Origin of the sequence: Paenarthrobacter nitroguajacolicus (genome assembly GCF_051027655.1) — a bacterium.
Classification (GTDB): Bacteria; Actinomycetota; Actinomycetes; order Actinomycetales; family Micrococcaceae; genus Arthrobacter; species Arthrobacter nitroguajacolicus.
The window spans coordinates 4,588,410-4,614,949 of record NZ_CP073234.1 but is presented as its reverse complement, the minus strand read 5'-3'; the positions used below and the strand labels follow the sequence as shown (position 1 = coordinate 4,614,949).

At 62.3% G+C, this 26,540-nt stretch carries 33 protein-coding genes; 17 read left to right on the top strand and 16 right to left on the bottom strand.

The features are described from left to right. Positions 1–106: 106 nt before the first annotated feature. The 5 genes from KCX59_RS21800 (at position 107) to KCX59_RS21780 (ending at position 3,898) form a co-directional block, all read left to right on the top strand. A complete protein-coding gene (locus KCX59_RS21800; protein ID WP_179017993.1) occupies positions 107–619 on the top strand; it encodes a GNAT family N-acetyltransferase in 513 nt (170 codons plus the stop codon). 173 nt (positions 620–792) lie between these two features. Further along, positions 793–1,758: an alpha/beta hydrolase gene (locus KCX59_RS21795; RefSeq protein WP_256871498.1), complete on the top strand. Its 966-nt coding sequence runs from the start codon at positions 793–795 to the stop codon at positions 1,756–1,758. A gap of 59 nt (positions 1,759–1,817) precedes the next feature. Continuing rightward, positions 1,818–2,765, top strand: coding sequence for an alpha/beta hydrolase (locus KCX59_RS21790; protein ID WP_179017991.1), 948 nt, complete (start codon positions 1,818–1,820; stop codon positions 2,763–2,765). Between the two features lie 100 nt (positions 2,766–2,865). Beyond that, complete coding sequence (locus tag KCX59_RS21785) at positions 2,866–3,492, top strand: FMN reductase (protein WP_179018105.1); 627 nt, start codon at positions 2,866–2,868, stop codon at positions 3,490–3,492. 49 nt (positions 3,493–3,541) lie between these two features. Continuing rightward, a complete protein-coding gene (locus tag KCX59_RS21780) occupies positions 3,542–3,898 on the top strand; it encodes a zf-TFIIB domain-containing protein (protein ID WP_364308550.1) in 357 nt (118 codons plus the stop codon). A gap of 3 nt (positions 3,899–3,901) precedes the next feature. Here the strand turns inward: KCX59_RS21780 and KCX59_RS21775 are convergent, their stop codons facing one another. Both KCX59_RS21775 and KCX59_RS21770 read right to left on the bottom strand, forming a co-directional pair. After that, a complete protein-coding gene (locus KCX59_RS21775; RefSeq protein ID WP_179017990.1) occupies positions 3,902–4,477 on the bottom strand; it encodes a hypothetical protein in 576 nt (191 codons plus the stop codon). A 7-nt stretch (positions 4,478–4,484) separates the two neighbouring features. Beyond that, entirely contained in the window at positions 4,485–4,952 is a 468-nt protein-coding gene (locus KCX59_RS21770; protein ID WP_091464138.1) for a hypothetical protein, read from the bottom strand. A gap of 588 nt (positions 4,953–5,540) precedes the next feature. On the opposite strand from KCX59_RS21770, the gene dnaB reads away from it, so the two are divergent. Further along, entirely contained in the window at positions 5,541–6,929 is a 1,389-nt protein-coding gene (gene dnaB / locus KCX59_RS21765) for a replicative DNA helicase (RefSeq protein ID WP_017197290.1), read from the top strand. Between the two features lie 95 nt (positions 6,930–7,024). Further along, on the top strand, positions 7,025–7,744 hold the full coding sequence (locus KCX59_RS21760) for a hypothetical protein (protein WP_370629204.1): 720 nt from the start codon (positions 7,025–7,027) through the stop codon (positions 7,742–7,744). Positions 7,745–7,805: 61 nt separating this feature from the next. On the opposite strand, the gene KCX59_RS21755 is transcribed toward KCX59_RS21760, so the two are convergent. The 6 genes from KCX59_RS21755 to KCX59_RS21730 form a co-directional block, all read right to left on the bottom strand. Continuing rightward, entirely contained in the window at positions 7,806–8,363 is a 558-nt protein-coding gene (locus tag KCX59_RS21755; RefSeq protein WP_179017989.1) for an AAA family ATPase, read from the bottom strand. A gap of 112 nt (positions 8,364–8,475) precedes the next feature. Beyond that, entirely contained in the window at positions 8,476–8,856 is a 381-nt protein-coding gene (locus tag KCX59_RS21750) for a DUF1304 family protein (RefSeq protein ID WP_179017988.1), read from the bottom strand. An 86-nt stretch (positions 8,857–8,942) separates the two neighbouring features. Then, positions 8,943–9,401 carry a ribose-5-phosphate isomerase gene (locus KCX59_RS21745; protein WP_218649410.1) on the bottom strand — a complete coding sequence of 153 codons (459 nt, stop codon included), beginning with the start codon at positions 9,399–9,401 and terminating at the stop codon, positions 8,943–8,945. Positions 9,402–9,411: 10 nt separating this feature from the next. Continuing rightward, positions 9,412–11,154, bottom strand: coding sequence for a dihydroxyacetone kinase family protein (locus KCX59_RS21740; protein WP_179017987.1), 1,743 nt, complete (start codon positions 11,152–11,154; stop codon positions 9,412–9,414). 39 nt (positions 11,155–11,193) lie between these two features. Continuing rightward, positions 11,194–11,967 carry an SDR family NAD(P)-dependent oxidoreductase gene (locus KCX59_RS21735; RefSeq protein WP_179017986.1) on the bottom strand — a complete coding sequence of 258 codons (774 nt, stop codon included), beginning with the start codon at positions 11,965–11,967 and terminating at the stop codon, positions 11,194–11,196. A gap of 29 nt (positions 11,968–11,996) precedes the next feature. Next, the gene (locus tag KCX59_RS21730; RefSeq protein WP_179017985.1) at positions 11,997–12,839 is read right to left on the bottom strand and encodes a sugar phosphate isomerase/epimerase family protein; all 843 of its coding nucleotides are present in this window, start codon (positions 12,837–12,839) and stop codon (positions 11,997–11,999) included. Between the two features lie 204 nt (positions 12,840–13,043). Between KCX59_RS21730 and KCX59_RS21725 the strand changes: the two genes are divergently transcribed. The 5 genes from KCX59_RS21725 to KCX59_RS21705 all read left to right on the top strand — a co-directional run bounded on the left by KCX59_RS21725 (position 13,044) and on the right by KCX59_RS21705 (position 17,969). Beyond that, positions 13,044–14,381, top strand: coding sequence for an MFS transporter (locus KCX59_RS21725; protein ID WP_091464125.1), 1,338 nt, complete (start codon positions 13,044–13,046; stop codon positions 14,379–14,381). A 62-nt stretch (positions 14,382–14,443) separates the two neighbouring features. Continuing rightward, positions 14,444–15,334, top strand: a complete 891-nt coding sequence (locus KCX59_RS21720) for a transketolase (RefSeq protein WP_179017984.1) — start codon at positions 14,444–14,446, stop codon at positions 15,332–15,334. Beyond that, a complete protein-coding gene (locus KCX59_RS21715; RefSeq protein ID WP_179017983.1) occupies positions 15,331–16,368 on the top strand; it encodes a transketolase family protein in 1,038 nt (345 codons plus the stop codon). The genes KCX59_RS21720 and KCX59_RS21715 overlap by 4 nt, the downstream gene beginning before the upstream one ends. 111 nt (positions 16,369–16,479) lie before the next feature. Then, positions 16,480–17,136, top strand: coding sequence for a GntR family transcriptional regulator (locus tag KCX59_RS21710; protein ID WP_091464115.1), 657 nt, complete (start codon positions 16,480–16,482; stop codon positions 17,134–17,136). Positions 17,137–17,231: 95 nt separating this feature from the next. Next, positions 17,232–17,969, top strand: coding sequence for a VOC family protein (locus KCX59_RS21705; RefSeq protein WP_179017982.1), 738 nt, complete (start codon positions 17,232–17,234; stop codon positions 17,967–17,969). Between the two features lie 37 nt (positions 17,970–18,006). On the opposite strand, the gene KCX59_RS21700 is transcribed toward KCX59_RS21705, so the two are convergent. The 5 genes from KCX59_RS21700 to KCX59_RS21680 all read right to left on the bottom strand — a co-directional run bounded on the left by KCX59_RS21700 (position 18,007) and on the right by KCX59_RS21680 (position 21,217). After that, the gene (locus KCX59_RS21700; RefSeq protein ID WP_179017981.1) at positions 18,007–18,981 is read right to left on the bottom strand and encodes an acyl-CoA thioesterase; all 975 of its coding nucleotides are present in this window, start codon (positions 18,979–18,981) and stop codon (positions 18,007–18,009) included. A 48-nt stretch (positions 18,982–19,029) separates the two neighbouring features. Beyond that, a complete protein-coding gene (locus KCX59_RS21695; RefSeq protein WP_178994567.1) occupies positions 19,030–19,593 on the bottom strand; it encodes a hypothetical protein in 564 nt (187 codons plus the stop codon). After that, a complete protein-coding gene (locus tag KCX59_RS21690) occupies positions 19,590–19,922 on the bottom strand; it encodes a PEP-utilizing enzyme (RefSeq protein WP_178994565.1) in 333 nt (110 codons plus the stop codon). Before KCX59_RS21690 ends, KCX59_RS21695 begins: the two co-directional genes overlap by 4 nt. Before the next feature lie 204 nt (positions 19,923–20,126). Then, positions 20,127–20,561 (bottom strand): DoxX family protein, encoded by a 435-nt coding sequence (locus KCX59_RS21685; protein ID WP_178994563.1) that lies wholly within the window; start codon positions 20,559–20,561, stop codon positions 20,127–20,129. A gap of 77 nt (positions 20,562–20,638) precedes the next feature. Next, a complete protein-coding gene (locus tag KCX59_RS21680; protein ID WP_179017980.1) occupies positions 20,639–21,217 on the bottom strand; it encodes an antibiotic biosynthesis monooxygenase in 579 nt (192 codons plus the stop codon). A gap of 41 nt (positions 21,218–21,258) precedes the next feature. Between KCX59_RS21680 and KCX59_RS21675 the strand changes: the two genes are divergently transcribed. The 3 genes from KCX59_RS21675 to KCX59_RS21665 all read left to right on the top strand — a co-directional run bounded on the left by KCX59_RS21675 (position 21,259) and on the right by KCX59_RS21665 (position 23,606). Beyond that, the gene (locus KCX59_RS21675; RefSeq protein WP_179017979.1) at positions 21,259–22,599 is read left to right on the top strand and encodes an MATE family efflux transporter; all 1,341 of its coding nucleotides are present in this window, start codon (positions 21,259–21,261) and stop codon (positions 22,597–22,599) included. A 9-nt stretch (positions 22,600–22,608) separates the two neighbouring features. Next, positions 22,609–23,193: a DUF308 domain-containing protein gene (locus KCX59_RS21670; RefSeq protein ID WP_370629203.1), complete on the top strand. Its 585-nt coding sequence runs from the start codon at positions 22,609–22,611 to the stop codon at positions 23,191–23,193. A 68-nt stretch (positions 23,194–23,261) separates the two neighbouring features. Beyond that, complete coding sequence (locus KCX59_RS21665; protein WP_091464094.1) at positions 23,262–23,606, top strand: hypothetical protein; 345 nt, start codon at positions 23,262–23,264, stop codon at positions 23,604–23,606. 57 nt (positions 23,607–23,663) lie between these two features. Here KCX59_RS21665 and KCX59_RS21660 read toward each other — a convergent pair whose 3' ends face one another. Beyond that, a complete protein-coding gene (locus KCX59_RS21660; protein WP_434122669.1) occupies positions 23,664–23,873 on the bottom strand; it encodes an LPXTG cell wall anchor domain-containing protein in 210 nt (69 codons plus the stop codon). Positions 23,874–24,028: 155 nt separating this feature from the next. Continuing rightward, positions 24,029–24,577: a CGNR zinc finger domain-containing protein gene (locus KCX59_RS21655; protein ID WP_091464089.1), complete on the bottom strand. Its 549-nt coding sequence runs from the start codon at positions 24,575–24,577 to the stop codon at positions 24,029–24,031. Between the two features lie 71 nt (positions 24,578–24,648). On the opposite strand from KCX59_RS21655, the gene KCX59_RS21650 reads away from it, so the two are divergent. Further along, entirely contained in the window at positions 24,649–25,689 is a 1,041-nt protein-coding gene (locus tag KCX59_RS21650; protein WP_178994560.1) for an EamA family transporter, read from the top strand. A 129-nt stretch (positions 25,690–25,818) separates the two neighbouring features. Here KCX59_RS21650 and KCX59_RS21645 read toward each other — a convergent pair whose 3' ends face one another. Beyond that, complete coding sequence (locus KCX59_RS21645; protein WP_011776688.1) at positions 25,819–26,082, bottom strand: WXG100 family type VII secretion target; 264 nt, start codon at positions 26,080–26,082, stop codon at positions 25,819–25,821. Positions 26,083–26,239: 157 nt separating this feature from the next. Between KCX59_RS21645 and KCX59_RS21640 the strand changes: the two genes are divergently transcribed. Beyond that, complete coding sequence (locus KCX59_RS21640; RefSeq protein ID WP_011776687.1) at positions 26,240–26,512, top strand: DUF2277 domain-containing protein; 273 nt, start codon at positions 26,240–26,242, stop codon at positions 26,510–26,512. The last annotated feature ends 28 nt before the right edge of the window (positions 26,513–26,540 follow it).

Sequence of the window (26,540 nt, the reverse complement as noted above, 5' to 3'; positions counted from 1 at the left end):
GAAGGCTGAATCTGATGCGGGCATCGTGAGGCAGGCCACATCTCTAATCCCATATTATGAGTTTGAACTCATAATGCAAGCCTTTTTGGAAACTAGACTCAAGGACATGACCTTCGTGATCCGGCCCGCCCGCCCCGTCGACGCATCTGGCATCCTCGCTGCGGATCTGGATGCCGGGCGCACGGCACCCCCTGACGCCGCGCGGTTCGCCGCGAGTATCGGTGCCGCGGTCGCGGACCCCGCACGTCTCGTCGTCGTCGCCGAAGCGCAAGGTGACGCGAATGCGGGAGGAGGGGTCGGCGTCGTGGGTTGGGCCAAAACCCACCACTGGGACTATGACGACGGCCCTGCGTTGGCCGGTCACTACTTGGGCGGTGTCACCGTGCGGCCGGATTTTCGGCGCCTTGGAGTAGCCGCGGAACTGACGGGCGCCCGTATGGCGTGGATTTGGGAGCGGGCTGACCGCGCTTGGTTTGTGGTCAACGCGCAAAACGCGGCGTCGCTTGCTTTGCACCGGAAGTGGGGATTTCTTGAGGTAGCTCGGGGACCCGGTTTTCACACGGTAACGTTCGACGGCGGCGAAGGGGTCCTGCTGCAGGCGGCGCGGCCGCTGTCCTGACCCTCGGGGACGCTCTTCAGCCTTAGCATGGTCCTCAGATGCGCCGACCGGGGGAGTGTGTGATGGGGCCGTTGGAATCAATTCAAGCGAGCACGAGGCAGAGTGGGCCGGCCCGAAAGGGATTGCCCTCGAAGACCCAAAGGAAGCGGTCTACGCGGCAACGCAAACTCGAGTTGGCGATTTTGCTGGTGCTGATCGTCGCCCTGGCGCTTTCGGCAACGCCATGGCCTTCGGCCATGCTGATCCGAAGTGTTTTTGAGCGAGGGGCGCAGGCAACCATCGACGAAATGACGCCGTACGTTCCGGATACACCACTCGAAACCCAGCCTGGCGTCGTGTACAAACCCGGTTCCACCTTCGATGTCTTCAGTCCTGCCGGCACTACTGCGCCGCTTCCTACCGTGGTGTGGATTCATGGCGGTGCTTGGATTTCCGGGGCACAGCGAGATGTGAATCCCTATCTCCAGATCATTGCGGCCGAGGGCTACACCACCATTGGCATGAGTTATCCAATTGCCCCCGAGGCCACCTATCCCACGGCTGTGGGCGACATCAATGAAGCCCTTGCCTATATCAAGGCCCATGCCGCCGAGCTGAACGTGGACACCAGCCGCATCGTCCTGGCTGGCGACTCTGCCGGTGCGCAGCTTGCCAGCCAGATGACCACGCTCACCGTTAATCCGGAGTACGCCAACCTGATGGGAATCCAGCCTGCCCTACAGAAGTCGGAGCTGGCGGCCACCATCCTGCATTGCGGTGTCTATGACCTTCGGGCCATGGCGGACCTCAGCGGAATCGTCGCCTGGGGTTTCAAGACGTCCTTGTGGGCATACACGGGCACGAAGGATTGGTCTGCTACGTACGCTGGCGCGACCATGTCAACCATCGATTTCGTGACCGACGACTTCCCGCCGACGTTCATCAGCGGCGGCAACGGCGACGGTCTCACCTGGCTTCAGTCTGTTCCCTACAGCAACCGGCTGAAGGACGCGGGAGTCCCGGTGACCGAGCTCTTCTGGCCGGCTACGCACGAGCCTGAACTGCCGCACGAGTACCAGTTCCACCTGAACTTCGACGAGGCGCGCGAGGCGCGGGACAAGACATTCGACTTCCTCTCCACGCACGCCCCGAGGCAGTAATTGCCGGGAGCAAGGCAGGGTAATTCAAAGTATCTCCATGATGGAACTATTATTGCTGTATGACTTCCTCCCCTGAGGCCCTTCCTGCCGCGCGCCAGTCCGTTGTCTTCTGGGCTTCGGCCGTATGCGCCGGGGTTTTGGTCCTTGTTCCGGCGTGGATGCTGATTGGCAATCCTGCGGTGCTGCGTGGTCATCCGCTCCTGCCTGCACTGTTGGTGACGGCCCCCGTCGTCGGAGCTCTTTGGGGTGTCCTGCTGTGGCGCCGCCGTGACGCGCTCCGTAAGCGTTCGGTTGTGAGGGCGGTTGGAGCGTGGCTTGGGCGCGCCGGCGTTCTGGGCCTCGTGGCCATGCTGGTGTGGCTGAATCCCTTCGCATACCAAGCCGGCGTTGGGGCTGAAGCCGGATCGGCGAGCTCCATGACGGAGTCGCCGACGGCCATGACCATGGCTCCGGATGGGGCGTCTGCCACCGAGGGGCTGATCTTCTATCCGGGTGCCCGCGTTGAAGCGCGCGCGTATGCGGACATCCTTAAGCCGGCAGTGGATGCCGGGGCCCTCGTGGTGATCCTCAAGACGCCTCTGAACCTTAGCCTGCTGGACGGAAATCAGGCCCGCGGGGTCATGACTGACCACCCTGAAATCTCCTCGTGGACTGTTGGAGGTCATTCGCTCGGCGGAGTCAGCGCGAGCACCTTCGCGTTGGGCAATCCGGACGTGGACGGTTTGCTCCTCTACGCCTCCTACCCGTTGGACTCGATGCGCGACCGCGCGGGGCTGCAGGTCCTTTCCATCTCGGGGTCCGAAGACGGACTGAGTACGCCAGCTAAGATCGACGCTTCCCGCGACTTGCTGCCATTGAATGCCACGTTCGTCGAGATCCGAGGTGGCAATCATGCGTTTTTCGGGAACTATGGACCGCAGCCCGGCGACGGTGAACCCACTGTCGGCCGTGACGTGGCTCAAGGGCAGATCGCCGCAGCCACGGCGTCCTTCCTGGCCCGGGTGTAGGGGCGCCAGGCTCTTCCGGGAATACTTCGGAGCGCGGCCCTGTTCATTGATTTAGATGCAAACGCATGTAAGCTGGATGAACGAGCAACAGGAGAATGCCATGGAAACCCGCCGCATCACCGTACTTTCCGCCGGACTCGGCGTCCCGTCGTCGAGCCGCTTGCTGGCCGACCAGCTGGCCGCCTCCGCTGAGCGGCAACTGCGCGCGGCAGGGTACGACGCGAAGATTGACGTTGTTGAACTGCGCGATCTCGCGGTGGACATCGCCAACAACTTCGTCACCGGCTATGCCGCACCGCGCCTCGCGGACGTGATTGCAGGCGTCGAGGATTCCGACGCCATCATCGCAGTCAGCCCAGTATTCAGTGCGTCCTACAGCGGCCTGTTCAAGTCCTTCATCGACGTCCTGGACCCGAAGTCGTTGGAAGGCAAGGCTGTGGTGCTTGGCGCTACGGGCGGCACCGACCGCCACCAGATGGTCCTCGACTACGCAATGCGTCCCCTGTTCAGCTACTTGCGCACCAGGATCGCGGCTACCGGCGTCTTCGCGGGGCCACAGGACTGGGGAAATACCGACGACGGCGCCTCGCCCCTCTCGGTGCGCGTAGACCGGGCTGCAGGTGAACTCGTGCAGCTCTTGAGCGGGCCGCAGCCACGCCGCAAGAACGACTCGCTTGAGTCGCTGCCATTCGAACAGCTGCTTGCCGGAATCTCAGCAGGCAGATAGGGCGAACTTATTACACGGTCCGATCGTTGGGGCAACCATGAAGTGTCCTGTGGATTCCATTGACCTGGTGATGAGCGAACGAAGCGGCGTGGAGATCGACTACTGCCCGCAGTGCAGGGGTGTGTGGCTGGATCGTGGGGAGCTGGACAAGATCATTGATCGCGTCGCGGCGGAAACCATCCCAGCTCCGGCCCGGCCCGCCGCCGCGCCGTCCCAGCCTCCTATCGCGCCGCCACCCATCTACAATCCCTTTGAGTCGCGGCCTCAACAGCCGCGGTACGACGATAGGGACAGGCGCGACTACGACCGGAGGGACAACGATCGCCGCGACGGCTACGATCGCGACCAGTACGGCCGCAAGCGCAAGAAGAAGGAAGGCTTCCTGGGCGACTTGTTCGACTTCTAGTATTTAGTCGTCCAAGAGCTCGATGAACTCGCGGGCCTGCTTGATGTTGATGTCTGAGTGGCGCGTCAAAGCAAGTGCCGCGCCCTCAACGTCCCCGCTTTTTGCCAGCGTCCGGATTCGTCCGTAGATCTCGTCGTTGAGCATGTTGCTGCTCACTTCCCGGGTGACGTCGCCTTTGCTGACGATCGCCCTATACCTGTAGGGGAAGCGCTCGGGTTCGTCGTCGTCATCGGCAAGCAAGTCTCTGGGCGTGGCCTCTGGCGTGAACGGCTGGGGGTGCGCCGCGAGAGCGCCGACGGCGTTGCGCGAGGCCCGTAGGCCCTCTCCAGTCGCCTGGAGGTAAAGCTTGATCGCCGCCATGCCCTGTCCTTGGGCAATGAGCGAGTAAAGCTGCCGGTGCTGCTCCTGGTTGAGTTTGGCCGCGGACTCCTGTGCCAGCTCCAGTGGGTCCTTGGGTGCATTCGCCGCTGCGATGCTGGCCTTGCTTTCAGTCGAGCGCTTGGTGAAGGAGCGAATAAGCAGGAGCACGCCCGCAATGACCGCAATGAGGATCAGGAGCGGGATGAGGATGGAATCCATGGCGTTGTCAGAGCCGATCTACGTAGTTCTTGGCGGTAAGTAAATCTGAGTGGGTGGCTTGGCGCAGGACTTTGATGGCCTCGATCTTTTTCCCGCTCCGGACCAGGTTCTGTAGCTCGAAGGCGAGTTGCGGGTTCAGCTGACCATTGGGAAGTACGGCGGGCTGATGTCCCGTTTGGCCGCCTGGGCGCCCTGTCTGGGCTTGGATGGGGGTCCTGGCGTTCTCGGCCTGTTCCCTTTGGCTGGCCACGTTCTGGCTCGGCTTGGTAGTGGCTTCGATTCGAGCGCGGAGGGCCAGCGCTTCCTGCACTTGGGACGCTTGGTGCGCAGCGGAACGTGCCGCTAGTTCCCGCTGATACTTCTCGGCGTCCGAGAGGCCTGTGTCGCGTGGTTTGAAGGCCGCAGTGAGTGCCCACAGCAGGCCCACCAGGACAAGAAGCGGAAGGACAATCGTCAGTACGTCACCAATGTTCATCCCCATGCTTAGAGCTTATGCCAGAAGTTGGTTATCCACAGCACATTCCACTTCCGGCATAGGCTTCTGAGAGAGATGTGTCAAATTAAGGCCCCATCTGTAAGATGCATCACAATTTCGGCATGTTTAGCATGATTTTCCGCGTGCGGATGACGCAGCGGGATGCGGCCTCTGTGGATTAGTTCCGCGCAAATCTTTCTTGGGTCCACAGCTTGTGAAGAGTGTTTCCGCAGGTCAGAGGCTATTTTCCCGTAAAAGAATTTCTCTATCCACAGGGTAACGCACAGTCTGTGCACAACGTGGAGCTTGTATTCCACAGGTTTTCCACAGGGGGTATCCGGCGCCTGCTGTAACGTGTCTGAAGTGTCCATTTTGGGCATGAATATCCCGCGCTGGGTTTCTCGGACTCCCATAAAGTCACTGCTTGTGACGGGTCCACGAAACCGACTGTGGATAACTTGTGGATATGGCTATTCTGTCGGACCTGCCTGACATCGTGGGATGCACCAGGCGGACCTTATAGCCACACTGCGCTTTACGGGCCGCCAGGAAGTACACCCTGCAGCGGTACACAAATGGAGGACGGCTTTGTCAGTTACGCACTTGGACTCAATCGAGGGCTCACGCGCTTCGGACTCGAGCCGGAAACCTCCGCAGGACATCCCTGCTGAACAGTCAGTGCTCGGCGGCATGATGCTCTCCAAGGACGCCATCGCCGACGTAGTCGAAATCGTCCGTGGGCACGACTTCTACCGTCCAGCACACGAGACCATCTACGAGTCCATTATTGATCTCTACGGCCGTGGCGAACCTGCCGACGCCGTCACCGTCTCAGATGAACTGACCAAACGTGGTGAGATCAACCGGATCGGCGGTCCGGCCTACCTCCACGAGCTCATCCAGACTGTCCCCACCGCGGCCAACGCCGGCTATTATGCCGAGATCGTTGCGGAACGCGCAGTGCTGCGCCGCTTGGTCAACGCCGGCACCAAGATCGTCCAGATGGGCTACGGGCAGGACGGCGAAGTGGAAGACCTCGTCAACCAGGCCCAGGCCGAGGTGTACGCGGTAGCTGAGAAGCGGACTGCCGAGGACTACGTGGCGTTGAAGGACGTCATGGAGTCCACTGTGGATGAGATTGAAGCGTCTGGCCACCGCGGCGAAGGCATGACGGGCGTTCCTACCGGCTTCTACGAGCTGGACGAGCTGACGCACGGACTCCACCCCGGCCAGATGATTGTTATCGCGGCCCGTCCTGCGGTGGGTAAGTCCACGTTCGCGCTGGACTTTGCCCGATCTGCGGCCATCAAGAACAACCTGGCCACGGTTATGTTCTCCCTGGAAATGGGCCGGAACGAGATCGCCATGCGTCTTCTCTCCGCAGAAGCGACCATTGGCCTGCAGGATCTGCGCAAGGGCACCATCAAGGACGAGCAGTGGTCCAAAATCGCCACCACCATGGGCCGCATGAACGATGCTCCGCTGTTTATTGACGACAGCCCCAACATGTCCCTCATGGAAATCCGTGCCAAGTGCCGCCGCTTGAAGCAGCAGCACGACCTCAAACTCGTGATCCTCGACTACCTCCAGCTCATGAGCTCCGGTAAAAAAGTTGAATCCCGCCAGCAGGAAGTCTCCGAGTTCTCCCGCGCCCTCAAGCTGCTTGCCAAGGAGCTGCAGGTTCCCGTCATCGCACTGTCACAGCTGAACCGTGGTTCCGAACAGCGCCAGGACAAGCGCCCCATGGTGTCCGACCTCCGTGAATCCGGCTCCATCGAGCAGGACGCCGACATGGTCATCCTGCTGCACCGCGAAGATGTCTACGACAAGGAATCGCCCCGCGCCGGGGAGGCAGACATTCTCATCGCCAAGCACCGTAACGGTCCCACCAAGGACATAGTGGTTGCCTTCCAGGGCCACTACTCACGCTTTGCCAACATGGCTGGCGAAACAGGTGCCGGTGGTGGCGGCTTCTAGCCGACTGCGTGGCCTGGCCTGGATAGAGGAACCGGGACAGTAGGGTTGTTTGGTCCGCATCCGCGGGCGCATCACGGAGATTATTGGGGGAATAAGTGAAGAAGAATTTGTTGCTCGGATTTGCGGGATCGGCGCTGGTAGCCATGGCTCTGACGGCATGCGGTGGAGGTACCCCGGCACCATCATCGGCCCCGCCGAGCGAGACTGCGACAGCAACGCCGACCCCCGCTAAGCAGTATTCGACTGAAGAGCTCGTGGAATTTGCCAAGCAGATCAAGGCTGCCGACGGCAGCACCCGTGCTGCAGTTTCCGGTCAAGAGTTGGTAGCTCAGTACGATCCCCTCCGGGCGCTGACTCAAGCGGCCATTGAACCGACAACTTGCAAGGATCTGGGCACACTCGGCGTGTACCAGCCCATCGCGGGGTCGACGTCTGCAGGCACGGTCCGGGCCAAAACCGGCGATTTCATGACCGCTGTGGCATTAACCTCCGGCGTGGAACGCGATGTCCTGCAGGCGAGCTTGGACACAAGCAAGTCCCAGGTAGAGGCATGCGGGAGAATGACAATCTCCGCCGAGGGGCAATCGATAACGGCTACCACCGAGAAGGCGGAAGGCATAGGCTCCGTACCCGGAACGGTGAGTTTCAAGACCGTTATGGCCTTCCCTGACGGAAGAACAGGGACGCTATTCACTGCAAATGCGATCAAGGACGGTGTGCTGATCTCCGCCACAGCATCCGGCAATAACGGCGAAGCAGGTGGGCCGGAAGCAGCCGGTGCACTCTTGGATCAAGCCGCAGCGCTCATCAAGTAGTTACAAGCAAAGGGCTCTGCCGGCACTGACTCATCCGCCGGTAGAGCCCTCTTTGGTGTCCCTATTGAGCGGTCAGGTCCAGGGCCTCCACCAGGCTCTCGTAGGTCTCCTCAATTTCACCTCTACGGCTGGCAATTGTGGTGGCAGTTGAACGGGCATTAAGGCCGATGGCGAGGTCCTCATACATCGACTCCAACAGGCGCGAACCTCCACCTCGTTCCACAATGGCGGTGACGCGGGAATGCCAGGGATCATGGCTGTCCTTGCGGGAATAGAACCTCTCAACAGAGGCCTCGCGGCTGTCCATCAGCACGATTTCCCTAAACCGGGCGCCCGCCTCCTCCGCAACACTACGGAACAACAACACTTCATCTCCGGAGTCGAGATACTGCGGCATGATCACGGTGTGCCCAGCCGTCAGATGCGTAGTGGCCATGCTGAGCGCTATGGGACGCACCAGGTTCCCGGCAGCTTGGAAGTCCTCCTCCCAGCCTCCGATCATGCAGCGAACCTTATCGACGTCCAGGTTGAGGACACCGGGATGGCCATCCGCGTACATTCCGGCAAGGGTCGATTTTCCAATTCCGGGCGGGCCGTTGAGCAGGATCAGTTCAGCCATCGAGTGTCCGGTCGCTTGAAGCACGTGGTGGTAGACATGCCTGACACTCTAGACAACCCGAGGGCGAGGGCTGGGGTGTTCGGTTTCGACAGGCTGGTTCGGCTGGGCTGGTTCAGCCGAGCAACAAGTAGAAAATTACGGCAAGGCCTGGAAAGAGTGCCTGCCCTATAGCGCTTAGAAGCAGGCGCTTTTCCGTGACCCACAGCCAGAAACCCAGAAATACATGGCTCGCGCAGCAAAAAAGGACGATAGCTGCCCCGCCGGCCGGGTTGCCGAAATTCACCATCCACAAACCCACGGCAATGCCGACCCCGAAGGTTACGTTGTAGGCGCCAACGTTCATTGCCCACATGCGAACGGCACGAACATCCTGAGGTTCGATTAGAAAAATCCGGTGCAGACGCTGATCACCGTGCCGGAAGATCTCCATCAAGCCGACGCTGATCAGTGCCAGCGCAGTAGCGCCGGCCAGAACCTGACTCAGTAGATTCATGAGCGCGTCCTCCAGACGGAAGCCAGGACACCCAATTGCCTGTTCGTGGAGAATACGCCGCCGACGCAACGCCCTTCAAGAGGTTCTCAGCAGCCCTCAAAGTCGCTGAGCACCTTCACCTTCGACGCTGATCCGGACGCGGGGTCGAATGCGTAGCCGATCCACTCCCTGGCCAGGCGACGGGCCAACTCCACGCCCACAACGCGCTGTCCCATGGTGAGGACCTGACAGTCGTTGGACAGGATTGAGCGTTCCACGGAGAACGAATCGTGTGCTGCTGTGGCCCTGATCCCCGGGACCTTGTTGGCCGCGATGGCCACGCCGATCCCTGTGCCGCAGAAAAGGATGGCACGCTCAGCTTTGCCCTCGCGGATCATTTCGCCTGCCGCGATGCCAACGTAGGGGTACGGCCTGTTGAAGTCCTCATCCGCGCGGTTCACGCCTATATCTATGACCTCCGTGATGCGGGAGTCAGCTTCGAGGTCCGCCAGGATCCGGTCTTTGTAATCGACGCCGGCTTCATCGGCGCCCACAATGATGCGCATGGAAATTCTCCTAATTGCTTGCTGCGGCGGGAACGGGAATTGCGGTGAAGTGAGGCCCGACGGCGGCAAACACCATGGCGAGCGACGTCGCGCCGGGATCCGGCGTGCCTATGCTCTTCTCGGCCAACGGCCTGGCGCGTCCCTTGAGGGGACGAAGCCCTGCGGTCGACGCAGCCGCCTCCGTAGCGTCCGATGCAGCGGCTGCCCAGGCGTCCTCGGCAGCAGCGCCCGGCAGGACGCGGTCTTCAAATGAGGATGCAAAGGGCAGCAGCGCATCCATCATGGTTTTGTCGCCGATCTCGGCTTTTCCAAGGTTCGAGATCCGGTCCGCGAACGCTCGAACAGACTGGGCGAGGATATCCGGCGTCGGGGTCTCTGCATCTCCCAACCGCTCGCCAAAGGCGCGCAGTCCCGCGCCCCACAGCACGCCGGACGTTCCGCCGGCCTTGTCTGCCCACGCGTCCCCGGCAGCTGCGAGCAGCGAGCCGGCACCCGCGCCGCGTTCGAACGCAACGGTAGCGGCGTCGAGGGCCGCCGCGGATCCACGAACCATGCCGCGGCCGTGGTCGCCGTCGCCGGCAATCGCATCCATGTCGCCCAGCATCGCTTCGCAATCGCGAAGGAGCGCCGCCGTCGTGTCCAGAGCTTGAAGGCACTGTGAGGCATAAGCGCGGGACTCGTCTGTGGAGGAGTAGTTGGCAGCGGTAACGGCGTGCAGCTCAGCTTCGGACGCGTGAGAAGCAGCGACGTCGAACCCGACAGCACCACGGCGGTAGGCCGGCGTCAGCGTCGGAGCGGTCCAGTACTGTTCCAGCTCGTCATCCAACCACGTCAGCGTCAGCGATGCGCCGGCCATGTCCAGGCTGGTCACCAACTCACCCACCTCCGGCATCACCAAGGCATAGCCTGCTTCGCGGAGCAGCGGAGCCACGGTGCGCCAGAGGACGAACAGTTCTTCGTGCTTCGTGGAACCCAGACCGTTGAGGATCACGGCGAGACGGGTGGAGGCGCCCACCGGCGTTTCGGCGAGCACGCGGCGCACCAGTTCCTGCCCAAGCTCGACGGCGGACGGCAGCTCGGTATCGAACAGTCCCGGTTCGCCGTGGATACCAAGGCCCAGGCCCATCTGTCCCTCGGGAAGGCGGAACAACGGCTGATCGGCGCCGGGGAAGGTGCAGCCGCTGAAGGCTGTGCCAATGGTCCGCGTAAACTCATTCGCCTTGCGCCCCAAGCGAACCACGGAGTCCAGGTCCAGTCCGGCTTCGGCCGCTGCTCCCATGACCTTGAACACCACAAAGTCACCGGCGATGCCGCGGCGCTTCTCGATCTCATCGAGGGAGGCGCTGGCGATATCGTCCGTGATAAGCACGTTTTCCGTGGCGATTCCCTCGGCATTCAGTCGTTCACTGGCCATGCCGAAGTTCATGACGTCCCCGGCGTAGTTGCCGTAGGTGAACACAACGCCGGCTCCGGAATTGGCAGCCTTGGCCACGGAATAGGCCTGCTGCGAGGAAGGTGAGGTGAAGATATTGCCCACCACGGCACCGTCAGCGAAGCCCGGCCCGATGATGCCGGCGAAGGCCGGGTAGTGCCCGGAGCCGCCGCCGGCGATGACGGCGACTTTCGGCGTTGCCGGGCGGCTGCGGCGGACAGCGCCACCTTCAACCTGGCGGACGAGGTCCGAATGGGCGTCACAGAAACCGGCGAGGGCTTCGTCCGCGAAGTCGGCGGGATCGTTGAAGATTCTTGTCAAGGTGGGTCCTGGTTCTGGATTTCGGACTGGGGGAGGGACTTAGTGGATGTGGCTGCCGCCATTGATGTCGATGGTGGTACCGGTGAGGTACGCGGAGTCCTCGGAGGAGAGGAACGTGATGACGGCGGCTACTTCCTCCGTGGTGGCGTTGCGGCCTAAGGGAATGCCGGCGTTGATGGCGGCTTCCTGCTCTTCAGTGCTGCCGACGCGGATGTTGGTGTCCACGGCGCCGGGCGTGATGGCGTTGACGGTCACGCCGGTTTCGCCGATTTCGCGGGCGAGTGCCTTGGTGAAGCCGAGGATGGCGGCTTTGGCTGCGGAGTAGGGAACCTTGCCGAATACGCCGCCGCCGCGTTGTGCGGAGACCGAGGACATGTTGACGATGCGGCCCCAGCCGTTGGCGATCATGTCAGGCAGGAACGCCTTGGTGACGAGATAGGTGCCAGTGGCGTTGACGTCCATGACCTTGTGCCACAGCTCAAGCGTGGTTTCCAGGAAAGGAACAGGGGAGGTGATGCCGGCGATGTTGGCCAGGGCGCCCACGGGCGGGAGGTTTCCGGCGGCAACTTCTGCTGCGACTGCGGCCTGCGCTGCGGTGACGGAGGCTTCGTTGGCGACGTCGATCTCATAACCGAAGGCCGGAACGTTGAATTCGTTGGCGATCTCGGCGGCAACCTTGGCGGACTTCTCGCCGTCGAGGTCCAGGATGACGATGCCCCAGCCCTGGTTGGCGTAGCGGCGGGCGGTGGTCAGGCCGATGCCGCGATCTGAGGTAGCTCCGGTGAGGACGGCGGTGCGCTGGATGGTGGTCATGGTGCTCCTTGAATATGAGGTAACGAGGTTTAGATGAGGTCTGAGATGTAGCTGGCCGCTTTGGCTGCGGCGGCGGGGCGTTCGTCGTGGGTAACGTCCCGGGTTTCCAGTTCCAGGGAGAAGTGGCCGGTGTAGCCAACGCTCCGTAGTGCTGCGAGTCCGGCGGCGAAGTCGGCCTCGCCATTGCCGATGCTGAGGTTGATGTTCCCTGGCTCGTAGACGGTTGCCGCCACGGCGTCCCGCAGGTGGACGTGCTTGATCCGGCCGGCGAAACGGTCCACGAAGTCCACGGGGTCGCCACCGGAAGCGACGATGTGGCTGAAGTCCATGACGATTCCGACGTCGGAACCGGCAACGCGGTCGGCGAGGAGCTGTGCACGCTCAGTGTTCCAGCACAGCCGGTAGTAGTGCAGGGATTCGGTCCACAGCTCCACGCCGAACTCCGCCGCGCGGCCATCGGCACTGATCAGTTGGGCGGCCACGAGGTCCAGGTCCTCATCCAGGCTCCGCAGCGGCTCGTGATCGATAGCCCCGCACGGCAGGACGAGCGCCCTCGCGCCGGTCCTGGCGGCCAGGGTGAGCAGCATCTCGAGGTGCCCTTCGCGCGCTTCCTGAGCGCTGGCGTCGAGCGTTGCGTTCAGGTCGCCGACGTCGCCGTTCACTGAGCGGACCCGCATTCCCGAGCTCTTTACGACGGCGGCAACCGCCTCCACAGCCTCGGCGTCCAGTACGTAGGGCACATGGTCGCAGACGCCGGGGAGCGCGCCGAGATCGATTTCCTCGAAACCGAGTCCACGCATGGTGTGCAGGGCAGTGGCCAGATCCTGGTGGCGGAAGCTGATGGACGAACAGCCCAGTCGTTGATGAAACATCGTCGTTGATCCTCAAATTGAGGCCCTCGCCAGAGAGGGACCTTAGTGATGGAGACCACGTTAGCTAGGTTGACTGTCAACAGTCAACCCCCGAGGTTGACTGTTGACATTGCTGGTGTCGTCGGTCACAGTTGACGTATTATGTTGACTGTCGACAGTGGGGTTGCCGAAGAAGCACCGCACTCTTGAAAGGGAAAGACACACATGAGCAATGAAGCTCTGACCATGCGTGGTCCGGTTCATGGAACCAAGGAAGCAAAGCGCGTCGCCGTCGGTTCCGGCGTTGGCGCAGTCATCGAAACCTACGACTTCATCGGTTTCGGCACCGCCGCAGCACTGTACTTCGGTACGGCGTTCTTCCCGGGTGCCGACCCGGTAACGGGCACCCTGGCCTCCTTCGCGACCCTCGGCGTCGGCTTCGCTGCCCGTCCGCTGGGTGGCATCATCGGTGGCCACCTCGGCGACAAGCTCGGCCGCAAGCCGGTCCTGGTTGCATCGCTCATTTTGATGGGCCTTGCTACCTTCGCCATCGGCCTGTTGCCCACCTACCAGCAAGTGGGCCTCCTGGCTCCCGCACTGCTGGTTCTCGTCCGCATCATTCAAGGCCTGGCCTTCGGTGCTGAATGGGGCGGTGCCATCCTGATGAGCTACGAGCACGCACCGTGGCGGAAAAAGGGCCAGTTCACGGGCATCGTGCAGGCCGGCTTCCCGGTGGGCCTACTGCTCGCCAACCTTGTCTTCCTCAGCAGCGTGGGCCTCGGCAGTGAGTGGGCCTGGCGAGTGCCGTTCCTCGCGAGCATTGTCCTTGTGGCTGTCGGCTTGATCATCCGCTCCAAGGTTCCCGAGTCCCCCGTATTCGAGGACGTGAAGGCCAAGGGCGACATCGTGAAGTCCCCCATCGTCGAGGTCATCAAGACCGACTGGCGCAACATCGTCCGCGGCATCGGCCTCCGCATCGCTGAAACTGCCGGCTACGCCGTGTCCGTGACGTACATGATCTCCTACCTGCACACCAACAACCTGGCCGACAAGACCGAAACCTTGGTGGCGCTCTGCATCGCGGCCGGCATCGGTATCTTCGCAACGTACTTCTGGGGCAAACTGACGGACCGCGTTGGTCGCCGTCCTGTTTACATCTGGTCCACAGCGTTCGCAGTTGTGTTCGGCATCCCGATGTTCATGCTGGTCAACACCGGCCTTTTCCTCCTGATCATCGCAACCATCGTCATCGCCTACGCTGTCTGCCAGAACTCCCTTGCCGGCGCCCAGGGTGCCTGGTTCCCGGAACTCTTCCAGGCCAAGACCCGCTCCTCCGGCGCCTCGCTGTCCTACCAGATCTCCGCCATGGTCTCCGGCTTCACCCCCTTCATCACCACCCTGCTGTTCGTCAGCATGGGATGGATCGGGCCGGCCCTGCTGTTCAGCATCTACGCAGCCATCGGCCTGTGGGCGGCACTGATTACCCGGGAAACCTGGGGAAAGCGCGAGCGTGCTCTCGCTGAAGAAGCCGCCAGCAAAACTCCCCAGACGGTAAACGCCTAAGCAGCCATCGACGTCAGGCGCGTTCTCCCCATCAGCACGCGCCCGACTCCGGAAGGAAACCAATGACTCTCTCTTCAGTCGAAGTGGCAGTGGCCACTCCTACGCCCGAGCGTGTGGACCGCATCCGCGCCGCCGCCTACCGCATCCGTCATCACGCGCTGAATATGGGCGAAGTCCAAGGGCAGGGTTATGTCGGCCAGGCCCTCGGTGCGGCCGATATGTTCGCCGCCGTCTACGCCGATCAGCTGACGTACCGCGCCGAAGATCCGCGCTGGGAAGGACGTGACCGCTTCCTTCTTTCCACCGGGCACTACGCCATTGGTCACTATGCAGCGCTGGCCGAAGCTGGAATCGTTCCGGTGGCCGAGCTCGAAACGTACGGCTCCGATGATTCCCGCCTGCCGATGTCGGGTATGTCCACTTACACCCCGGGCATGGAAATCTCAGGCGGTTCGCTGGGACACGGCCTGACGGTTGCCGTCGGAATGGCTTTGGGCCTGCGTCTTCAGAGCTCAACGTCAAGGGTGATCAACTTTCTGTCCGACGGCGAGTTGGACGAGGGTTCCACCTGGGAAGCCGCCATGGGTGCACACCACCACCAGCTCGGAAACCTGACCGCCATGGTAGACATCAACGCCCTCCAAGCAGACGGGGCCACGGAAACAGTGCTCCGCACCGAACCGGTCACCGAAAAGTGGGAATCGTTCGGCTGGTACACCCAGCGCGTGGACGGGAACGACGTGAGTGCGCTGCTGGGAGCGTTCGACAATATCGCTGCCCTGGCGGCGCCGATCGGGCGGCCCTCGGTCATCCTCTGTGACACCAAGGTAGGTCGCGGCGCGCCGCTCTTGGAGACCCGCGAGAAAGCGCACTTCATGCGCATCGAAGAAAACGAGTGGCAGATCTGCCGCGAACAGTTGACCGCAGGATACGAAGGGACGGCTTCAGCATGAGCACAATTACGACGGCGGCCGGTGCCGCTGCTTCATTGGCCGCCGCCTCGACGGCTAAACCGAAGCTGAAGACCTCGGCCATGATCGCGTCCTTCGCCGATCCCGGCCAGAAGACCACTTCCGCCCCGTTCGGGCATGCGCTGGTCAAGGCGGCCGAAGCCGACTCCCGGATCGTGGGTCTGACCGCGGATCTTGGTAAGTACACGGACATGCACATCTTCGCCAAGGCGTTCCCGGAGCGGTTCTTCCAGATGGGCATGGCCGAGCAGCTCCTCTTCGGCGCCGCTGCAGGGATGGCAGAGACTGGCTTGATCCCATTCGCTTCCACCTACTCGGTGTTCGCGGCACGGCGTGCGTATGACTTCCTGTGCCTGGACATCGCCGAGCCGAACCTCAACGTCAACATCATCGGGGGGCTCCCTGGCCTTACCACCGGGTACGGACCGAGCCACCAGGCCACCGAGGACATGGCGATCTTCCGCGGCATGCCCAACCTCACCATCGTGGATCCCTGCGACTCCGTCGACATCGAACAGGCCGTTCCGCAGCTTGCGGCCTCCGACGGACCAACATACCTGCGCTTGCTGCGCGGTAACGTGCCCACCGTCCTGGACGAGTACGACTACACGTTCGAGCTGGGCAAGGCCAAGGTCCTGCGCGGTGGCAAAGATGTTGTTTTCGTTTCTTCCGGCCTGATGACCATGCGTGCTTTGCAGGCGGCAGATGCCCTGGCGAAGCACAACGTGGATGTCGCCGTGGTGCACACACCCACCATCAAGCCGTTCGACTCTGCCACCGTACTGGCAGAGCTGAACACCGACCGGCTGGCCGTCACTCTGGAAAACCACACGGTTGTTGGCGGCCTGTTCGAAACTGTTGCCTCCGCCGTCGTCACCGCCGGTCTCGGCAAGCGCGTGGTGCCCATCGCGCTTCCCGACCAGTTCCTCGACGCCGGTGCGTTGCCCACGCTGCACGAACGATACGGATTGTCCGTGGACCGAATCGTTGCGAAGGTGCTTGCGGAGCTTGGCTGAGCTTTCCTCGCGGGGCGGGACGGACATGACTGCCCGTCCCGCCCCGCTGCCCGTAGTATCGACAGTTAACAACGGACTGTTAGCAGTCGCCCATTGAACCGAGGACACACCATGGCCGTCACCGCATCCCTGCTGGGACTTGAAAAGAAGAGCCTGCGCGAACAGGCACTCGCAGCACTGCGGACCGCGATCACCAGTGGCGAACTCGAGCCCGGGCGACACCTCGTGGAAACCGAGCTTTCCGAGATGCTCCAAATCAGCCGCGGCACACTTCGGGAAGCCCTGCGCCAGCTGGAACAGGAAGGCCTGATCTCCGCCGGAGCACGCGGCCGCATGTCCGTCCGGCACCTGGACGTCAAGGAAATCCGGGATATCTTCGCTGTTCGCGGCGTTTTGGAATCGTTGGCCGCCAGGACCCTCAGTGACATGCCGGACAAGGAAGCCGCGCTCGCAGAACTGCGTGCCGCCGTCGACAATATGGACAAAGCGGCCAAGTCCTCACTGCAGGAGCGGATCGAATCCGACCTTGAGTTCCACCGCACGCTCTGCCGCCTGTCCGGAAACGAAACGTTGCTGCACTCCTGGGAATCCCTGGAGGGCTCCATCCGGATGTCCATCATGTTCGCCGGATTGGAACGCGCCACCCGGAATATGAGCGTGGGCCGGCATCACGACATTGTTGCTGCCATCGAGACTGGAAATGCGGCGAAAGCACGGGAAACGATCATCGCGCACATGGACAGTGCGGCGGAGAACCTGGTCGGCTAATTCCTCAATTGCGTTGGTTGGCCGCTTTCCCATTGTTGGGCAACGACGCTGCAGCGGTGTTGCTGGAATGAGGCAGGGGTATAGGGTAAGGCGTCATGGCGTTGAGACTTGTTCAGGTGAATATCAAAGCACGGGATGACTCAGCTCTCGGGCAGTTTTGGGCGGAAGCCCTCGGGTGGGGTGTTTCCAGTGAGGGACCCGGTGTGACCAACGTTGAACCCCTGGGTTTCACATGGCCGGACCCCTCAGCTGTCTGCGTTGACGTTGTGACAGTTCCGGATCCGGAGACGGTGAAATATCGCGCGCACCTCGATCTCGCTACCACTTCCGCAGCTCATCAAAAGGAGCTGGTGGCGCGGCTCAAAGAGCTCGGCGCTACACCGGCCGATGTAGGCCAGGGAGATGTGCCCTGGACGGTCTTGGCGGATCCCGAGGGGAACCTGTTCTGCGTTCTGGAACCCCGGCCGATCTACCAGGACACAGGACCCATCGCCACTGTGGTGGTCAACTGCACCGATCCGCGGGCCATGGCCGACTTCTGGAGTGAGGCGATGGATTGGACTCTGCACGAAGTGAACGATGACCATGCGAGGCTGCGTTCGTCCGAGGGGGTCGGGCCATATCTGGAGTTGCTGCGCACGTCAGACCCCGACACACTGCCGAACCGTATCCATCTCGACGTGATGCCGTATCCCGGTGATGATCAAGACGCTGAAGTGGTCCGGCTACATACACTGGGCGCGGCTAACATCGACGTCGGCCAGGGCGATGTGCCGTGGCGTTGCCTCACAGACCCCGAAGGCAACGAGTTCTGCGTCCTGACGCCGGGCTGACAACATGGCTCGTAACCACGTCCGCACCAAGCGGCTGTTAGCTGCCTGACGCCTTCAACAGGTGATCCGGGAGCCGGTTTCCCGGTGCCCGCCCACGGATTTCCAGGAGTTCACGGGCGTGGGCGTGCAGCTTCTTGTCCTCCTCGGATAGTGGAACCCAGGAAGGAATCGGTACAGCAGTCCCTGTTTCGTCGCGCGCCACCATCACCGTGAGGCAGTACGTGGTCAGGTTCATTTCGCGGGTCTTGGGATCGCCGGAGCGTACGTGGACCGCGATGTGCATGCCCTTGGCGCCGGTGTAGACGAGCCGCGCCTCTACCTCGACGACGTGGCCAATCAGCAGGGGCCGGTAGAAACGGACGCCTCCGGAGAACACAGCCACGGTGTCCTTGCCGCAGTATCGGGAGGCGCAAACGTACGCTGCTTCGTCGATCCACTTCATCACGATGCCACCGTGGACCTTGCCGCCCCAGTTGACGTCAGTGGGGGACGCCATAAACCGCAGGACAACACGCTCGGCGGTTCCGGCGTCGGTGTAGTCCTGTGCGTTCATCGCGTTGACGATCTGCTCGCGGACCTCGATGCGGGCCAAGGCGTGGTCGCGCTGCTCGACCTCTTGGGGCGTGGACGGCTCAAACTGGGGGACAGGAATTGGCTTGCCGTCGGGTCCCACCGCTACGAAAATCACCATGCACTGGCTATGCATTGTCTCCGGCCCGCCCTTGGGATCGCGGGAGCTGACCACCGTGTGGATGTGCATCGAGGAGCGGCCGGTGTAGACGATGGTGGAGGTCACTTCCACCATGTCCCCGCTGTTCACGGGATCCGTGAAGTGGATGTTGCCCACGTACGCCGTGACGCAGTACGACTTAGACCAGCCAACTGCTGCTGCGTACGCGGCCTTATCCACCCACTCAAGGACGGTGCCGGCGTCGACTGACCCGCTGTGGCCTACGTCCATGGGAGCAGCGAGGAAACGGAGGGTCACTGAATTGGCGGCGTCATCGCTCATGCTTGGAATCTTACTGTCGCCAGGTTTCTGTTACGTGACTAAGTCCGACTACCCGCGCTGGATGCCGAGGGTGGCAATCAGGTCCTCATGGAGTTCGAACCAAACCCGGTGGAAGGAATCCCGGTCGGTAGCTGTCAGCCAGGCTGTGTCCTGGACAGCGTGCTTGAGTGCTCCCAACAGGCGCCCGGAGTAGCCCTCGAACCGAGGCAGTAAAACGCTCAGCTGTGGTTCGAGTAGACGCCAGGACGCCAGGGCGCCTATCAGGACGTCCACGGCGCCTTCATCCGCCGGAGATTGCAACTGGATGGCACTGCACGCACCCACGACGCCGGTGTTGATGTCCGCGAAGTTGTCATGCACTGCCAACACCGCGTCTCGTGCATCGGCGTGGTCCAGTTCATCGGCCAGCAGCCGCTCGTTCTCAATTCTCCCGAGACTCGACAGCGACCAGCCGCTGGCCCCCGCGAAGGTGCTGTGCGAAACAAAGCCGTTCACGCCGGCGTCGATGAGCTGCGACTCCACCAAACCGGGGTCTTGCGAGAACCGGGCCGCTACCGCTTGGGTCTCAGCGAAACCGAGGAGGCGGACCGCATGCAGGGTGAGGAGTGTCATTCGGTGTCCATCAGGGTGATTGTTCCCCGGGACCCGTCAATAGCCAGGGGGCCGCCGTCGGCGAGAAGGAGCAGCGCATCCCGTACACCCAGTACGGCAGGGATCCCGAACTCCCGTGCAACGATCGCGGCGTGCGACAACATTCCGCCGGTTTCCGTGACCACCGCCGATGCCATTCCGAAGAGAGGAGTCCACGCGGGGTCGGTGGTACGGCAGACCAGAACGTCCCCGGACTGGAAGCGCGTGAACTCGTCGGGACCGTGAATAAGCCGGGCATTGCCGCGGGCTGTACCAGTGCTGGCGCCGACGCCGGTGAGGATGGTCATCATCAGGCTAGTTCTACTACAGATAACCCTGCCCCGGCACCAATGACTGAAGCGGCAGCCGAGCTGGCTGAGGCGCTGCAGTCCTGCACGCTCTCTCACATCCGGGCCCTTAAAGACCGATGCTCTCTCACTTTCTTGAAGGAAGTGAGAGAGCGATCGGCTGAAGGGCTTGTTATCCGCGAGAGCGTCGGGGGGGGTGGTGGGGCGCTACGCGAGGACGCGGAGTTTCGATCCCGAACGGCCGAACAGTGCGGCGTCGGCAGAAAGCCTGCCCGCACCGGCCAGTGCCAGGGCCAGAGCTGCGCCTGCGAAGAGCAGTACAAGCTCGTATCCGCCGTTGCCGACGAAAACCCCGGCCGGCGCGTGCACCAGGAACAGCGCGCCGAGCATGTTGACGGCCAGCAAGGCTGCGAAGACGCGGGTCAGGAGGCCGATGATCAGGGCAATGCCACCCACGAGTTCGAGGGTTGCGACGATCGGTGCTACTGCCGATGCGGCCGGGACTCCCATCTGCGTGAAGGAGGCCTGGGTTCCGGCGATAGTGAATTCGTTGAACTTCTGCCAACCGTGCGCGGCGAAGAGAAATCCCGCGATTACGCGCAGGATGGTCAGGGCTGTGGTGGTCAAGCTGGACTTGTTCATACCTTCAACCATTCCCGAGGAAACTTGAAGTGTCAACCAAATATGGCTCTTTATGACCTAAATCCCAGCTACCGGGCTTACGTCCGGCGTCTGCTGCTCGGCTTCGCCTGAAGCCAAGGCTGCAGCAGCCGGGTGGTGATCGGCAGGAAGATGTAGGTCATCAGCGGGGTCAGGATCACGATGTTCAGCAGCACCGCGAACACCAGCGGCCAGTCCTGAGTCAACGGGTGCAGCAGGAAGTTGGCCAACAAGCTGAGCGGGAAGAACGGCAGGAAGATGCTGATGGCCTGCTTCCAGCGGGGCGGCACAACTGTCTCGGGCACAACCACCGAAACGTCTCCGGGCCGGGAGAACCATCCTTCGATCCCCGTGTGGCGCTCCACCCGGGTGGTCTCCATCATGTCCCTGGCACTATCGATCCACCAGCGACGCTCCTCGGAGTCCTCCCACTCCTGCAGCGAATCGGCGTCTGCAAAGCGATAAAGCATGTGCCATTCGGTGGAGTCCACCCCATTGCGTACCCATCCGGATCCCAAATATCCGGGCCATTCCCGGGCGAGTTCCTGTCCGGCGTGGGCCCAGGCATTGGCCTGCCGGGTATAGCCGGGAAGGATAGTGCGGGCGACGGAAACGGTGACGGGATGCTCATGTGACACGGCCCAAATGTACCCGGCCCGCGGCGGACTAGGCTTGTTTAGTGCCCCAAACCACAACTGCCCCCGCCCGCTCCAACGCCCGCGAGATCCTGCGGCTGGCCGTCCCGGCTTTCGGTGCGCTCATCGCCGAGCCACTGTTCCTGCTGGCTGACTCGGCCATTGTGGGGCACTTGGGGGTCGACCAGCTTGCCGGTGTGGGACTCGCGTCCACCATCCTGCACACCGCCGTGGGGCTGATGGTCTTCCTGGCATATTCGACGACGCCGGCGGTCGCCCGAGCGATTGGCGACGGTAAGTTGGGGAAGGCTTTGGCAGCAGGGCGCGACGGCGTCTGGCTGGCTCTGCTGCTTGGGCTGGCGCTCGCTGTGGTTGGCTTTGTAGCGGCCGAACCGTTGGTTGGCTTCATGGGGGCGACCGGAGACGTCCAGCAATTCGCCGTCGATTATCTGCGATGGTCCATGCCTGGCTTGGCCGCGATGCTCCTCATCTTCGCCGGCACGGGTGTCCTTCGGGGGCTCCAGGACACCCGGACGCCGCTTGTTGTGGCAACCGCCGGCTTCGCCGTGAACATCGTCCTCAACCTGTTCTTCGTCTATGGGTTGAACATGTCCGTGACGGGTTCCGCCATCGGCACAAGCATCGCGCAGTGGGCCATGGCTGCCGTGTACTTGGTAATGGTCAGCCGGAATGCGCGGCAACACGGGGTGTCCTTGAAGCCCGACTGGCACGGTATCCGGGCCATGACCAAGGTGGGTTCGTGGCTCATGCTGCGTACGCTGAGCCTCCGCCTCGCCATCCTTGCGACTGTTTTGGTGGTGACTGCGCAGGGTGCCGTAAATCTGGCCGCGCACCAGTTGGCCATGACCATCTTCTCTTTCCTTGCCTTTGCCCTGGATGCGCTGGCGATTGCCGCGCAAGCCCTGATCGGCAAGGAACTTGGCGCCCGGAACGCCCAACGCGCCCGTGAATTGACCCGCACTATGATTCGCTGGGGCCTCGGATTCGGCGTGATCACCGGCGTTCTCCTGGCGATCGTGGCCCCGTGGGCCGGCTACCTCTTCACGTCCGACTCCGGTGTCCGATCAGCCCTGACCATCGCGCTCTGGGTCCTCGCGGTGGGACAGCCACTCGCCGGTTATGTCTTCGTCCTGGACGGTGTCCTTATCGGTGCAGGCGACGCACGCTACCTGGCGATTGCCGGCGTCGTAAACCTGGTGGTCTACTTGCCGTTGCTGGTGGCAATCCACCAGATAAAGCCCGACGGCGAGGCGGGGCTGCTGTGGTTGTGGGCCGCGTTTGCGCTGGGCTACATGCTGGCCCGAGGTGTGACTTTGGGGCTGCGCGCGCGGACCGATCGGTGGATGGTGCTGGGTTCGCACTAAACTGGACGGGTGACTCTCCCAGCGATTCCTGCCCAGACTCCTTCTGCTCCCGCGGACGTACTCTGGAAACCCGTGCTGATCCGTGCCACGGTTGCACTGCTGTTCGGCGCGGTCACCATCTTCTGGGCTTCGCCGTCCGTGCACGTCCTGGCGTGGGCTGTGGGGCTGTACTTGCTCGCGACGGCAGGGGCTGTGTGGATGTCCCGGGCTTTGCCTGTGGCGGTTCCGCTGGTTGTTGCGCTCGGAGGCGCCGGCGCGTTGGTCACGCAGTCTGACGAGGGTGTTGCCCTCTCGGCCATGTTTGCACTGCTGGTGCTGGGCCTCCTTGAGTTCGTCCATGGTCTCCGGAAGCGGGACGAGTTGGCGCGTGATTGGCTCATTTCGGGCGTTATCGCCGTGGGCACCGCTGTGATGCTGCCGTTCTTTACTTCGCTGGGCGCACATGCGCTGCTGGGCGTGGCCGGTGGTGGGGCCATCATTTCCGGCGTGCTGTGGATCCTCTCAGGGTTGACGCTAAGGCACGATGCCAAGACCGGGGCCAGCAGTCCTTCCCGAACCGCTGCGCCCGGCGCTTCGCCCGAGGCCGTAAACTAGTAGCTGGACGTTCTACTCTTTGTAGAACTTTTGCTGACCGGCGGATACGAACCGCCATCATTGGAGGAATGACCGTGGCAGACCAGACACCAGGAGAACCGCGCAAGATGCGGACCTCGGTCAAGGGACCCCTCATGTTCTCCGCGTTCTTCGCAGTACTGGCCTTCGTTGCCGTGCTCATTTTCGCCTCCGGCGGCAGCGCACGCGCGCCACGTTTTGACCTCGCCTTCACGGGAGCCGGCATCGCATTCATCGTGAGCCTCGTTGTGGCGGCCATGCTGTCCATGAGCCACAAGGAGAACGCTGATCACCTCGGCAAAGGCTCCGGCGTCAACCTCAGCTCCAAGCGGCCCGGCCACGGCGGCCCGGGTGCCCCGGATTCCGAGACTGAAACGCCCGACGCCGGCCACTGACCTCCAGGGTTCAACGCTCCAATTCCGTAGAGCTGGCTTTGAGCGGACGGATGCCGACTAGTTCCTGGTGTTGCGACGGTTCCGTACGAACAGGAGTCCTGCGCCGACGACCAGGAGTGCTCCGGCTGCGTAGAGCAGGCCGGTTCCGACGCCACCGGTGAGGGGCAGTTCGAAGCCGCTGTTGGACGGGATGTTCTTGACGCTCAGGTCAACACCGACTGTGGTGCTGGCGGCGTTGATCAGGAAGGAAATCGGCTCGGCGAGCAGTTCGTATCCTGCCGGGGCGGTGGTCTCGACCAGGTAGTAGGTGCGGTAGTCAGCCGAGCCCGGTGCAACAGCTGCGCCATCTGCCCAGTCCGCCTAGCGCAGACCGGATTGAGCGTGCGACGTTGCCGCCAGAGTAAGCGGCGCGCCGGCCTTTATCACTCGCCCTCGGCGGCCTTCCGCGCGCGATACGCAGCAACGTGGGCGCGGTTAGCGCAGTTCCCTGTATCGCAGTAGAGCTTGGAGCGGTTGCGGCTGAGGTCCAGCACGACGGCGTCGCAGTCGTCCGCCGCGCACACGCGCATGCGGTCCATTTCCTTGCTGCGGATGACGTCGATGATGGCCATGGCAGCTTCGGTTCCCATTCGGACTGCCAGCGGTGCTTCAGGGGTGGTGGCGTGGAGGTGCCAGTCCCAGTGGTCATGTTTCACCAGTTGCGGGAGTGCCTTTGCGTCGGCAAGCAGTTTGTTGACGGACTTGGCTGCCGTGTCCTCGTCAGCGCTCCAAAGTGCCGCCAGTTCGCTGCGGAGGCGCTTGATGCTGCTCAGTTCCGCAGGAGTGTTCACCCGTGATCCGGTGAACTCTTCAGCTTCCAGGAAGGAATCGAGGTCTTCCATTGTGACCAGCGATTCCGCGCCGTTGGCGGCCGTATTGATCAGATTGACGACGCTACGAAGGGCTACCTCGGTGTCAGGCGCAAAAAGCACTTTGACTCCTTACATGTTTCGAGAGTACTGTCATGACCATAAGCCCACTTTACTCCTGACAGGAGGCTGCTGTGTCAGCTCCAACGACGAAGGCTGATGCAAAGAGTTTCCTGGCATCAGGACTCGGCATCGCACTCTTTTCTTCTGCCGTTTTCGGCACGTCCGGCTCGTTTGCCAAGTCGATGCTTGAAACCGGCTGGTCACCCGGCGCCGCTGTTGCCGTGCGCCTCACTGGTGCCGCACTGATATTGGTGATCCCCGCCGTCGTGGTTCTCCGCGGCCGGTGGCACCAACTCAAGGACAACTGGCTCACCATCCTGCTGTTCGGGCTCATCGGAGTTGCGGGGTGCCAGCTCTTTTACTTCAATGCCGTGGCCCGATTGTCCGTGGGCGTAGCGCTGCTGCTTGAGTATCTGGCTCCGGTAATGATTGTCCTCTGGCTCTGGATCGCCAGCCGACGGCGGCCCCGTGCGCTCACTGCTTCCGGCGCCCTGTTGTCCCTGGGCGGACTGGTCCTGGTGCTTGATCTGACGGGTGCCGTGAAGGTGGACTTCATTGGTGTCCTTTGGGGTATGGCCGCCGCCGTCTGCCTGGTGATCTACTTCTTCATCACAGCCAAGGAGAATGACAGCCTCCCTCCGCTGGTGCTCGCTTCCGGAGGTCTCCTAGTAGGCGCGCTGGTCATGTGGCTCGTCGGATTGCTGGGACTGCTGCCCATGACTTTCAGTGTCGAGGACACAACGTTGGGGCCGTGGACCACTCCATGGTGGGTTTCCGTCGTCGGACTCATCATCCTGGCCACAGTGCTCGCGTACGTTTCCGGCATCATGGCTGCCCGCAGCCTGGGCTCGAAGGTAGCGTCCTTTGTGTCCCTCACCGAAGTGTTGTTTGCCGTGATCTGGGCATGGCTGCTCCTGGGGGAACTCCCCGGCCCCATTCAGCTGCTGGGCGGCCTCCTCATTGTGGGCGGCGTGGTCCTGGTCCGGATCGATGAGCTGCGGGGAGATCGCAGGGCGGCCGTTACTGCCCAAGAAGCGGCCCGCGTTCTTGATCACCCGAACGACGTGGAACCCGTCCCCTCCGGTCATGTCACCAAGGCGCCCCGCAGCTAAGCCCCTGAACTCCCGGGTTTGTTCGAAGTCCCCGCCATACAACGGCGGTGCGGGCGAACAACACCGGGAGACATGCCTTTAACAGCGAAAACCCCGGACGCTGATGCGTCCGGGGTTTTCCCAACTGTCTTAGTTGGAAGCCTGCTGCTGCTGCTCAGCGTTCTTCTGAGCGCGATCGCCGGCTTCGCGAAGTGCGTCGGCAACCTTCTTCAGGTTGGAAGCGTGCTGGCTGTCCCACTCGCCGCGGAACTTGTCAGCGTCCGGGCCCTTCCAGTCGGTGCCGTCAAGTGCGCCCTTGAGCTGTGAACGCTGCTGCTCGATGTTCTCAGCACCGGCCTTCAGCTTGTTACCGAGCTGACGAAGCTGATCAACATCTGCACCCCAAATAGCCATGAGATTCTCCTTCATTTTTCGGACCCGAGCTCTTCGGCATCCCCAACGGCCTCCGGCTCATCCGGAAGATCCAATAACTAAAACCTATCCCGGGAATCCAAAAACCGTCGATGGGCACCCCTCCCCATGTAGCACTGCCCATAGTTAGCATGGGGTTATGTGCCGCAATATCAGGACCCTGCATAACTTCGAACCGCACGCTACGAGCGCCGAAGTGGAGGCCGCTGCCCTGCAATATGTGCGCAAAATCAGCGGATCCACCAAGCCCTCCAAGGCCAACGAGGAAGCCTTCGCGGAGGCTGTGCACGAGATCGCGCACATTACGCAGCATCTCTTGGACTCCTTGGTGAGCCACGGCCCGGCGAAGAACCGTGACGAGGAAGCTGCGAAAGCGAAGGCCCGGGCTGCGGTCCGGTTCGGAACCGCGTAGCCCAGGCCACAACTGCCAGTCAGTTGGG

Bases quoted from the DNA above. Each gene is read 5' to 3' on its own strand.
- KCX59_RS21715 (WP_179017983.1), top strand. From the start codon at position 15,331: ATGAGCACAATTACGACGGCGGCCGGTGCCGCTGCTTCATTGGCCGCC.
- KCX59_RS21750 (WP_179017988.1), bottom strand. From the start codon at position 8,856: ATGAATCTACTGAGTCAGGTTCTGGCCGGCGCTACTGCGCTGGCACTG.
- KCX59_RS21685 (WP_178994563.1), bottom strand. From the start codon at position 20,561: ATGAACAAGTCCAGCTTGACCACCACAGCCCTGACCATCCTGCGCGTA.
- KCX59_RS21640 (WP_011776687.1), top strand. From the start codon at position 26,240: ATGTGCCGCAATATCAGGACCCTGCATAACTTCGAACCGCACGCTACG.
- KCX59_RS21645 (WP_011776688.1), bottom strand. From the start codon at position 26,082: ATGGCTATTTGGGGTGCAGATGTTGATCAGCTTCGTCAGCTCGGTAAC.
- KCX59_RS21800 (WP_179017993.1), top strand. From the start codon at position 107: ATGACCTTCGTGATCCGGCCCGCCCGCCCCGTCGACGCATCTGGCATC.
- KCX59_RS21720 (WP_179017984.1), top strand. From the start codon at position 14,444: ATGACTCTCTCTTCAGTCGAAGTGGCAGTGGCCACTCCTACGCCCGAG.
- KCX59_RS21755 (WP_179017989.1), bottom strand. From the start codon at position 8,363: ATGGCTGAACTGATCCTGCTCAACGGCCCGCCCGGAATTGGAAAATCG.
- KCX59_RS21785 (WP_179018105.1), top strand. From the start codon at position 2,866: ATGGAAACCCGCCGCATCACCGTACTTTCCGCCGGACTCGGCGTCCCG.
- KCX59_RS21695 (WP_178994567.1), bottom strand. From the start codon at position 19,593: ATGACACTCCTCACCCTGCATGCGGTCCGCCTCCTCGGTTTCGCTGAG.
- KCX59_RS21690 (WP_178994565.1), bottom strand. From the start codon at position 19,922: ATGATGACCATCCTCACCGGCGTCGGCGCCAGCACTGGTACAGCCCGC.
- KCX59_RS21705 (WP_179017982.1), top strand. From the start codon at position 17,232: ATGGCGTTGAGACTTGTTCAGGTGAATATCAAAGCACGGGATGACTCA.
- KCX59_RS21735 (WP_179017986.1), bottom strand. From the start codon at position 11,967: ATGACCACCATCCAGCGCACCGCCGTCCTCACCGGAGCTACCTCAGAT.
- KCX59_RS21725 (WP_091464125.1), top strand. From the start codon at position 13,044: ATGAGCAATGAAGCTCTGACCATGCGTGGTCCGGTTCATGGAACCAAG.
- KCX59_RS21770 (WP_091464138.1), bottom strand. From the start codon at position 4,952: ATGAACATTGGTGACGTACTGACGATTGTCCTTCCGCTTCTTGTCCTG.
- KCX59_RS21745 (WP_218649410.1), bottom strand. From the start codon at position 9,401: ATGCGCATCATTGTGGGCGCCGATGAAGCCGGCGTCGATTACAAAGAC.
- KCX59_RS21700 (WP_179017981.1), bottom strand. From the start codon at position 18,981: ATGAGCGATGACGCCGCCAATTCAGTGACCCTCCGTTTCCTCGCTGCT.
- KCX59_RS21730 (WP_179017985.1), bottom strand. From the start codon at position 12,839: ATGTTTCATCAACGACTGGGCTGTTCGTCCATCAGCTTCCGCCACCAG.
- KCX59_RS21790 (WP_179017991.1), top strand. From the start codon at position 1,818: ATGACTTCCTCCCCTGAGGCCCTTCCTGCCGCGCGCCAGTCCGTTGTC.
- KCX59_RS21665 (WP_091464094.1), top strand. From the start codon at position 23,262: ATGACCGTGGCAGACCAGACACCAGGAGAACCGCGCAAGATGCGGACC.
- KCX59_RS21710 (WP_091464115.1), top strand. From the start codon at position 16,480: ATGGCCGTCACCGCATCCCTGCTGGGACTTGAAAAGAAGAGCCTGCGC.
- KCX59_RS21775 (WP_179017990.1), bottom strand. From the start codon at position 4,477: ATGGATTCCATCCTCATCCCGCTCCTGATCCTCATTGCGGTCATTGCG.